Origin of the sequence: Thermoactinomyces sp. CICC 10522, assembly GCF_016055075.1 — a bacterium.
GTDB classification, from domain to species: Bacteria; Bacillota; Bacilli; order Thermoactinomycetales; family Thermoactinomycetaceae; genus Thermoactinomyces_A; species Thermoactinomyces_A daqus.
Genome location: NZ_JAECVY010000004.1, coordinates 247435 through 256827 on the forward strand (window position 1 = coordinate 247435; position 9393 = coordinate 256827).

Below are 9393 nucleotides of genomic sequence, written 5' to 3' on the forward strand. Positions count from 1 at the left end.
ACACCGGGCAGCTCTTTTTTTGTATCAAAACAAGGGCTTGGAAGCCGCGCAGATACACGAAAAATAGTACCGGATATTCCGCGGTTTGAAATGGGGCATGCAAATCGAAGAATCTAAAAGAGTTATCGTTTCTTCGGACATTAAAAAATAATGCCTGTTAATAGATAATTTTATGTATGATCCAGGAAAGAGGCAGCAAGATCCCCCAAACCAAACAAACCTTCTTAGAGAAGCTCCTGACACCGGGAACTGCTACATCCTTGAACGGGGTCGGCGATCTGCGCACCAGCGTGGGGTAGGCGTGATAAAGATGACCAAGCAACATAATGAAGATAGTGGCCAGAATATATGATGAATCATCTTCGGTTAAGAAGTAACCCAAGAGCAGAAAAGCAGCAACGATGCTGACGATGGCACAGTTTATTTTTAATATCTTAAAGCCCTTCTGTCTTTTCTCTTCAGTATCACCACGGATAAGCTGATACTCAATATAACCAGATACTGCAAAAGGCTGGGAGAAAACAAATAGAATAAAAACACAGGCAACTATCACATCCATATTTATGATTAACACTCCTCCATATACCATCGAACCCGGCGATTTCAACGTTCTGCTATATTTCCATTCATTCCCGATTGGCATTGAATGGATCAGCTGATTTTCCTGTGATTTTCAAAAATTTGTCCATGAGAGGGCCCCGTAACTCTCTTGCAAACTTAATGGAAACGACAACGGCAGTATTAATATTACAGTTGCCGTTCATACTTGGCTACACTGGAAAGCAAGCGGGTGATTCCGGCGGGTTGAGATCATTGTGTTTGTTGATAATCATGAGTTCCGGATAAATGACAACTGTATGCGCGCTTAAAAAGATATAAAAAAGAACCGGAGATCGGAACCGGTTCGTCATAACGGAATCAATTGCCATCCGTTTTCGGTGCTCACTTTTTCTGCTTGGGTGGATAACACCATCTGCTCCAGGGCTGTCAGGGGCTGAACGCTGCTCTTCAGCAGAAGGCGTCTGGCGATCAGAACGTTATCCATTGCGGTGATCAAGGAAGAAGCGGGTTTCAGATAAGTTTGTTCCTGCACCTTTTTCTGCCAGGGGACGAAGACGGGATCCGTTTGCCCGATCTGATTGTTCAACAATTCGCGCAGCCACAGGAGCAGCAGGTCAAGTACCAGCGGCAACCGGTTGTTTGCCAGTTCATCCGTCAGCCATGGTTGCGACAGGGTGAGATACGCGTCGGATTTTCCGGACAGAATGGATTGGCTCCACTGGATTACCTTCTGGCAGAGAGCAGGGAATGTATCTGGTTCCGCTTCATAAAGCCGGGCGGATTCCTCCGGCAGATAAGACAGAATGCGGGCCGCGTCCGGGGCGATTCCCTTGTCCAAAAGTTCGCTTTCCTTTTCTTTCGGGGGAAGCTCCGCAAACCGTACATGCTGGCAACGGGATAAAATCGTCGGCAATATGGCTTGCATATTTTCTGTCACCAGGATTGCCGCCATCGGGGAGACCGGTTCTTCCAAAAATTTGAGCAGGCTGTTTGCTGCTTCCTGCCGCATCCGGTCAGCCTGCTCCAGGATCACCACCCGTGTTGTCCCGGGCGGGGCGCTGTAGCGGAAACGCTTTTGCAGCGCGCGCAATTGATCGATTTTGATTAAGGATCCTTCCGGTTTTAAGGTGACGACATCGGGGTGATTCCCGTGCTCCACCTTCAGGCAGGAGGGACAGCGGCCGCAGGCATCGTATTCCTCCGGCTGTTCGCAGTTGAGTGCCTTGGCGAACTGGAGTGCCATCGCCCTTTTGCCCGTCCCGCTCGGACCGAAAAAACAATAGGCATGGGCCACGCGGCCTTTGGCGATCGCCTGCAATAAAAAACGGGCTGCCTGGGGTTGTTTTTTGAGTTGCCTCAGAGACAATCCGATCACCTTCTGTGAAATTTCCTTTTAAGCTTTATTATAAAGAAGGGTGCGGCCTGATTCAAAAAATGGGCCGGAGAACTTTTTCCTTCCCGTTGTGCAAACATCTGTTTTGTGTTATGATGGAGTCACCGCGCTAGATGGGGAGCTGGCGGTGCCCTGTTACCCGTAATCCGCCTTAACGGGGTTGAATTCCTATCCGAGGCGCATTTTGTGCGAGGTTTGGCCTGAATCGCCGGTGTTGACGATTGGGTCCTGCGCAACGAGAGCTTCTGAACCGTGTCAGGTCCTGACGGAAGCAGCACTAAGGAAGAATTCCCGTGTGCCGCAGGGGTGCCTGATCCGAGTCGTAGGTTCAGGGTCCGCTCGGGCAAAATGCGTCGGAGATAGGTGCGCGGTTACATAGGTGAGATAAAGAAACCGATGCTTGTATTCCGCAGGCGTCGGTTTTTTGTTTTGAGGGCCGAAACGGTTGTTTTTTCACCCTGGCACTCTGTTTGGATGTTTTTGGAAAATTTTCTTGTCGGAGAAGGAAGAAAAAGGAGAAAGGCGAATAAAGAATTAGAAATATTTGTGAAGATTGGTTTGGTAGGTATGTGGTTTTTGATTTGAGGAGGTGAATAAGTGCCCGCACGTTTCGTTCCCGCGAAAGGAACGTGATTTGTCGAGAGTTTGGATGATCGCGGGTCAGCACTGTAGATTGGCAGCCATTCTTCCGGCGTATTGTCCGACCCCAAACTCGTTGCTGCGATTTGAAGCGAGAGGATGGAAAAGGGAAGCTACGATGTGGCGGTGCGATTATGATTAATATGAACATAAAGCAAATAGCAGGGAATGAGGATCACCAGTCTTGCCATTTGTATACATTTTATCCTGTAACACCATTTGAACGGTTGGCCGCCCAACTATTTGGACACATCCATCTGGGAGTGGTATTGCTTGACGACGGTTTAAACGTGATGGAGATGAATTTGGCGGCAAGCGAGCTGTTGAGTTGTGACCGGGCAAAGGTATTGTACCGTTCTTTCCAGGAAGTGATTACCCGGTCGGAGATCAGCCACCGGCAACGGGAACGTTTGCTTTCAATGTTGCTGGCCAAGGGGGATGAACCGCGTCAGGCGGAAGTGGAGTGGAACGGAAATGAAGAAATTCGCTATCTGTTCCTGAGAATTCAAGGCTTTGATGATGGTGAGAGTGGATTAAAAGGGAAAATGGTGGTTATAGAGGATGTGACGGAAAAACGTTCCTTGTCACTGCAGGTAAGGCGCAACAATCGTTTAGCGACCGTTGGACAAATCGCAGCTGGAACCGCACATGAGATTCGCAATCCGTTAACAGCGATCAAGGGGTTTTTGCAAGTGATAGGGCACAAATTAAAGGAAAACGGGCAGCAGAAGGAACATGGCTATATCGATATCATGTTGAAAGAGATCAGCCGCATCAGCAATCTGGTCGGGGAATTTCTGATGCTCAGCAAGCCCCGTCCCGCAGATTTGCGTGCCATCAGCGTATCCAAGGTGTTGAAAGAAATTTTGCCCATCATCAAAAATGAGGCTCTCCTCCATAACGTCGATGTAGTGATTGAACGACGCCTGTCATCGATTCCGCTGGTGATTGCCGATGGAGAAATGTTGAAACAGGTTTTCCTCAATCTGTGCAAAAACGCAATCGAAGCGATGAACAAAGGAGGACGGCTGACGATCAGCATGTATACTGATGAGGCGGAACAGACGATGGCAGTGGAGATTGCCGATGAGGGCCCGGGAATTCCCGGACATATTTTGGAGAAGGTGTTTCAACCCTTTTTTACGACAAAAGAAAACGGAACCGGACTTGGGCTCCCGATCTGCAGACAGATTCTCCATGAGATCGGAGGGGAGATCGAAGTCGATTCCGATGAAAAAGGGACGGTAGCAAAAGTCACCCTTCCCCTGGTGAGTTCGAGAGTTTACGCTGATAGCTGATGATTTAGGGAAGGGAGAGCGAGAGCGTGAATGGAAAACATGACGAAAGGGCATGAAGAGAAAGGGAAGAAGCGGGAATATCGCTTTTTTTCCTTCACTTCATGCCCGGTTTCTTTTTCTGTAACGTTTGTTGTAGCCGGGTTGTGTTTCTTCCCTTTCCGGTTTTGAAAAATGTTGCATCCACGGGTTATGCCGAACACGGGAATGTTCCCGGGCTTATCCGAACATCAGCCGTTCGATCATCGGGATGAAAAATTGAATCAGCGGTCCGCACAGGAACGTGAAAATCACTGTTCCGAGCCCGACCGGCCCTTCAAGGACGATGGCGAAGGCGAGTGCGATCACTTCCCCGATCGTCTTGGAAACCATCAGGCTGAAGCCAAAGCGCTGATGCAGGGCATACATGAACTGGTCAACCGGGGTGAGGGCAAATCGGGCCTGGACATAAGTGGACATTCCGAAGGTGGTAAACAGGAGACCTGCCCAAAAGACCAGCACCTGCTGCACCGGATTGTCCGGATTTACCCCCCAGTGATTGAGCAGACCGAGCCAAAAATCGATGCAAAATCCGAGGATGAAAACAGTAATCAAGGAAAAAAAATCAGGTTTGCTGCTTGTGAGGAATGAATTGAGCAGGATCAGGAAAATGCCGATGACGATCAGCCACGAACCCACTGTCAAACCAAAGCGGTTGGACATTCCCACATAAAAGCCATCCCACGACCCCGTCCCCAGATGGGAGCGAATCATCAGCGAGATGCCGAATGATTTGATGACCAGTCCGCTCAAATAGGCTATCAATCTCAAATTTTTATTATCCATAGCAGCATGACCAACCTTAACCAGACTCTTCTAGAAATGGATATGTACAAGTTCTTCAAGATAGAAGCCCTTTTTCTCTTGTTCGTGAAAGTGTGAAATGGAGTTGCATGCCGGGGGTGTGCCTTTTTTCCCCGATTTCCCGATGACCGGACAGTTTGCTCCTCTCCCGCCTGACTTTTATCGACAGGTCATGACGAGCATCCGCTTGCGTGATGGGTTTGTTTCTTTTGGAAAAAAGAATTTCAGTGTAGTATGATAATAAAGACCATTAATCAACCCCGAATGGGGAAGGCTGGAGTGTTGGGTGTGTCCTATCGAGCCTTATACCGAGTATGGAGACCGCAACGCTTTGAGGATCTGGTCGGTCAGGAGCATGTGACCAAAACGCTGATGAACGCATTGAGGGAACAGCATTTATCCCATGCTTATCTCTTTCACGGGCCGCGCGGCACCGGAAAAACGAGTGCGGCCAAGATTCTGGCGAAAGCGGTGAACTGTGAACACGGGCCGGCTCCTGAACCCTGCAATGAATGCGAGGCATGCAGGCGGATAACTGAAGGAGCCATCATGGATGTTGTTGAAATCGATGCCGCATCCAATCGCGGTGTTGATGAAATAAGGGATTTGCGGGACAAGGTAAAATTTGCTCCCACAGAAGTACGATATAAAGTGTATATTATTGATGAAGTTCACATGTTGACGACCGAGGCGTTTAATGCCCTTCTGAAAACCCTGGAAGAACCTCCGCCCCATGTGATCTTCATTCTCGCAACCACGGAGCCGCATAAACTCCCTCCGACCATCATTTCCCGCTGCCAGCGTTTTTCTTTTCGGCGTTTTTCCTTTGAACAGATTGTCAGCCGCATGAAATTCATTTGTGAATCGATGGGGATTCCGTATGAAAACGGTGCGCTGTTGGCAATCGCGCGTGCGGCGGATGGCGGGATGAGGGATGCGCTGAGCCTTCTGGATCAAGTTTTGGCATTCAGCGGGGAACGTCTGGATGAGCAAGCGGTGATTCAGGTGACCGGAGCGGCCCCGAAAGAAATAATGTTTCGCATCCTGGAAGATCTGGAGCAGGAAAATCCGGCATCAGCCCTGAAACGCCTGGAAAAAGCGATTGCCTCGGGAATGGAGCCGGAAAAACTGATACAGGATCTCATTCATACTTGTCGTGATATGCTGTTGTACCTTACTGCTCCTGATCTGGATGAAATCAGTTACTTCGCCGCTGACCCGCATGCATCGGATCTGGCTAAGCGCCTGGGTTCTGACCGCATTTCCGAAATGATGGACCAATTGATTCATTATCAGCAGCAGATCAAATGGGTGGCCCATCCGCGGATCTTGTTGGAAATGGCGTTTGTCCGTTTGAGTGCGCGCCGGAAAAAGCAAGAGCTGGCAGAAGTGCCTGCAGTGGAAAAATTGGAGCAGCGGATGAAGCAGCTGGAGGCCATGTTGGAGAGATTGAAAAACGCACCTCCTGAGCCGGTGCCAAAGGGAAACAGGGAAAGCGGCAAGGGGGCCGATGCCGGCGAAAAATCCCGTTCCCAGGCTGCGTCGGTTCCTTTGGGCGGAAATTGGGCGGAACAGCTTTCCGATGCGTCTTTTGCCCAGATCAAAAAGGTGTGGCCGGAGCTCCTGCATCGCGTCAAAAAAGAAAAAATCACGGTTCATGCCTGGCTGATCAACGGCGATCCGGTTGCTGCGACGCGGGATACGGTGATTCTCGCCTTCAAAAGCAAAATACATCGCGAAGCAATAGAGAAAGAGAGCAACAGGGAACTGATCGAAACCATTCTGTCGCAGATGACGGGAACCGCATACCGCCTCAAACCGGTGATGCTGGCTGATTGGAAAGCGATGAAAGCGCATGTGAAAAATGCTCCGGAAGGAGAACAGGCTTCGGCCTTGGAAGTTCCACAGGATGAAGATGTCGTTCGCAAAGCGATCGCGTTGTTTGGGGAAGATGTAGTGAAAATTATCAAATGAATGTATGGGAGGCGAATCATGATGATGCGCAACATGAATCAGATGATGAAACAAGTGAAAAAAATGCAGCAAGAAATGGCCAAGGCACAGCAGGAACTGGAGCAGAAAGAAGTGGAGGGGACAGCCGGCGGCGGTGTGGTCAAAGTGAAAATGAACGGACATAAACAGCTCATGGCTGTGGAAATCGCTCCGGATGTTGTCGACCCGGATGATGTGGAGATGCTGCAAGACCTGATTACAGCTGCCTTTAATGAAGCTATGAAAAAAGTTGATGAGCTGGTTGCCAAAGATCTTGGCAAATTTGCCGGCGGTTTGAACATACCCGGTTTATTCTGACGGTCATGCTAGGGGTGGCGAATCTTGTATGTGCCTGAACCGATATCGAAGCTGATTGAGGGATTTATGCGCTTGCCCGGGATCGGGCCCAAAACCGCACAGCGATTGGCTTTCTATGTGCTAACCATGGAAGAGGATGACGTATTGGATCTGTCAAAGGCGCTGATGCGGGCGAAACGGGATTTGCACCAGTGTTCCCTCTGCGGCAATATCACAGACCAGGATCCCTGCTATATCTGTTCCGATAAGGGACGGGACCGTTCCGTCATCTGTGTGGTGCAGGATACGAAAGATCTGATGGCGATGGAACGGACGAGGGAATATAACGGTTTGTACCATGTTTTGCATGGAGCCATTTCCCCGATTGAAGGGGTCGGCCCGGAAGATCTGAGGATTCCCGATCTGTTAAAACGCCTGGAGGATGAAACGGTACAGGAATTGATCCTGGCGACCAATCCCAATATTGAGGGAGAAGCGACGGCCATGTATCTCTCCCGCCTGATTAAACCGTTTGGGTTAAAAGTAACGCGAATTGCCCATGGTCTCCCGGTCGGCGGAGATTTGGAGTATGCTGATGAGGTGACTCTGACCAAAGCGCTGGAAGGAAGACGGGAGGTTTAATTTGTCCTTCTGCCGCATATGTATGAAAGCGACACTCTTTAAATCGAGATGTGTCGCTTTTTTACTTTTGTTTAAGCGGGTGGAAATATGGGATTTCGCTATTGGACGGGTCGGTTTCGGAACGGGCTGGCATGGGTGTTGTGCGGATGTTTTTTCATGATGATTCCTTTGCAATTTGCCACGATGGATTGGGTGCATACGGAAAAAGGGACGTGGATGATTTTGCCGGGGCAACCGGACACCCCTTTTTTGCTGTTAATGTATTTTTTCTATTCGGTGACTTCGTTCTTTGGAGTCATTCTCTTTCTCCTTTTGGGATTTTTGACGCGTTTTGAACGGGAACGACGCGCCGGACAAAGCGCGATCAGCGCGATGGATATCGCTTATTTTACCGCCTGGATTGAAGTCTCCTCGCTGATTTCTTCAGTATCGGTCTCCCTCTGGCCGGTTTCCTGGCAGCAGCATTTAAACGAACTCCTCTTTCCATATCTTCCGTTTGTTTTCATGCTGATGGGCACGTGTCTCCTTTTTCGGGGATGGTATGCGGAGATTGGCTTAACCCGCCCTCATCCGGGATTTTGGCGGACGATGCCATTGGTTTTGGCGGGCATTTATCTGCTGGTGTTTTTCGTAATGGATCAATGGATCACGGAACCAGTCGCTCATTTTTTTTCGCTGGAATTATCATCATGGCGGGAGGACAGCATCAGTCAGGGAATTCATCACGCAGGGCAAATGGGATGGTACGGACTGGCCCTGCAATGGGGGATGGTTGGCTTGATCGGGCCGTTGGCGGAGGAAATTTTCTTTCGCGGCCTCCTGCAGAGCTGTATTGGAAAAGCGATCGGAGCTTGGGGAGGTCTTTTTCTTTCGGCCGGAATCTTTGCCTTGTTTCACCTGGATGTGACGCTGTTTGTGCCGCTCTTTTTGCTGGGGCTCATTTTGGGAGGGCTCCGGCAGTGGACCGGTCAGCTGTGGGCTCCGATTTTGTTCCATATCTTAAATAACACGGTCTCTGTCATGTTTGATTATTTCACCCATGCTTAGCATAAATTCTCTCTTGGGCTCGTACAGATAAAAGTAGCTTGTACCCTTTTTGATACCGGGGAGGGAGCGAGATGCTGGAAGCGAAGTGGTGGATTTTATTGGCCGCCGCAGGACTTGTTTTTTTTATGGCGGTAAGCCGTTCGGTAAAAGAACCGCTCAAATGGATTTGGCTGGGTCTGTTATACACCGTGATGGGTGGAATTGTTCTGTTTGTGGTTAATTTTTTTGGACAAACATTTCATTTCCATTTGGCGATTAATCCGGTTACCGCCTTTATTACGGGTTTTCTTGGCATTCCCGGCCTGCTCTATCTCGCGGCCGTAAAAATGATTTTGCTTTAGATAAAAATAATAAAAAAGGTGTTGACTCTGATTTTGGTTTATGCTAGTATAAACCTTGTCGCTGATGAGCGGCGCAAATGAAAAAACAACAATGTGTTCCTTGAAAACTAAAGAGTGAAGCATGACCTGTTGATTCTTTTTGAGCTAGATCTTTATCGGAGAGTTTGATCCTGGCTCAGGATGAACGCTGGCGGCGTGCCTAATACATGCAAGTCGTGCGGGGGAAGATCCTTCGGGATCGGACCCAGCGGCGAACGGGTGAGTAACACGTGGGCAACCTGCCCGCAAGACGGGGATAACTCCGGGAAACCGGTGCTAATACCCGATAATCCCGGCTCCCGCA

At 49.4% G+C, this 9393-nt stretch carries 9 protein-coding genes, 1 rRNA gene and 1 other RNA gene; 8 read left to right on the forward strand and 3 right to left on the reverse strand.

Annotated elements, in window-relative coordinates:
• Positions 1-157: 157 nt before the first annotated feature.
• Both I8U18_RS08940 and holB read right to left on the reverse strand, forming a co-directional pair.
• Positions 158-559, reverse strand: a complete 402-nt coding sequence (locus I8U18_RS08940; protein WP_198064695.1) for a hypothetical protein — start codon at positions 557-559, stop codon at positions 158-160.
• 348 nt (positions 560-907) lie between these two features.
• Positions 908-1927: a DNA polymerase III subunit delta' gene (holB, locus tag I8U18_RS08945; RefSeq protein ID WP_198064696.1), complete on the reverse strand. Its 1020-nt coding sequence runs from the start codon at positions 1925-1927 to the stop codon at positions 908-910.
• A gap of 131 nt (positions 1928-2058) precedes the next feature.
• Between holB and ffs the strand changes: the two genes are divergently transcribed.
• An RNA gene (ffs, locus tag I8U18_RS08950) (signal recognition particle sRNA large type) lies at positions 2059-2325 on the forward strand.
• A gap of 402 nt (positions 2326-2727) precedes the next feature.
• The gene (locus I8U18_RS08955) at positions 2728-3891 is read left to right on the forward strand and encodes a two-component system sensor histidine kinase NtrB (RefSeq protein WP_198055616.1); all 1164 of its coding nucleotides are present in this window, start codon (positions 2728-2730) and stop codon (positions 3889-3891) included.
• Between the two features lie 216 nt (positions 3892-4107).
• Here I8U18_RS08955 and I8U18_RS08960 read toward each other — a convergent pair whose 3' ends face one another.
• Positions 4108-4713: a YczE/YyaS/YitT family protein gene (locus I8U18_RS08960; protein ID WP_198055617.1), complete on the reverse strand. Its 606-nt coding sequence runs from the start codon at positions 4711-4713 to the stop codon at positions 4108-4110.
• A gap of 306 nt (positions 4714-5019) precedes the next feature.
• Between I8U18_RS08960 and dnaX the strand changes: the two genes are divergently transcribed.
• The 6 genes from dnaX to I8U18_RS08990 all read left to right on the forward strand — a co-directional run.
• On the forward strand, positions 5020-6705 hold the full coding sequence (dnaX, locus tag I8U18_RS08965; protein WP_198064697.1) for a DNA polymerase III subunit gamma/tau: 1686 nt from the start codon (positions 5020-5022) through the stop codon (positions 6703-6705).
• Positions 6706-6729: 24 nt separating this feature from the next.
• Positions 6730-7041 carry a YbaB/EbfC family nucleoid-associated protein gene (locus I8U18_RS08970; RefSeq protein WP_033102205.1) on the forward strand — a complete coding sequence of 104 codons (312 nt, stop codon included), beginning with the start codon at positions 6730-6732 and terminating at the stop codon, positions 7039-7041.
• Positions 7042-7065: 24 nt separating this feature from the next.
• The gene (gene recR / locus I8U18_RS08975) at positions 7066-7662 is read left to right on the forward strand and encodes a recombination mediator RecR (RefSeq protein WP_198055619.1); all 597 of its coding nucleotides are present in this window, start codon (positions 7066-7068) and stop codon (positions 7660-7662) included.
• 156 nt (positions 7663-7818) lie between these two features.
• On the forward strand, positions 7819-8709 hold the full coding sequence (locus I8U18_RS08980) for a CPBP family intramembrane glutamic endopeptidase (RefSeq protein WP_198055620.1): 891 nt from the start codon (positions 7819-7821) through the stop codon (positions 8707-8709).
• A gap of 71 nt (positions 8710-8780) precedes the next feature.
• On the forward strand, positions 8781-9050 hold the full coding sequence (locus I8U18_RS08985) for a pro-sigmaK processing inhibitor BofA family protein (protein WP_198055621.1): 270 nt from the start codon (positions 8781-8783) through the stop codon (positions 9048-9050).
• Between the two features lie 152 nt (positions 9051-9202).
• Positions 9203-9393, forward strand: a 16S ribosomal RNA gene (locus I8U18_RS08990); the annotation flags it as partial.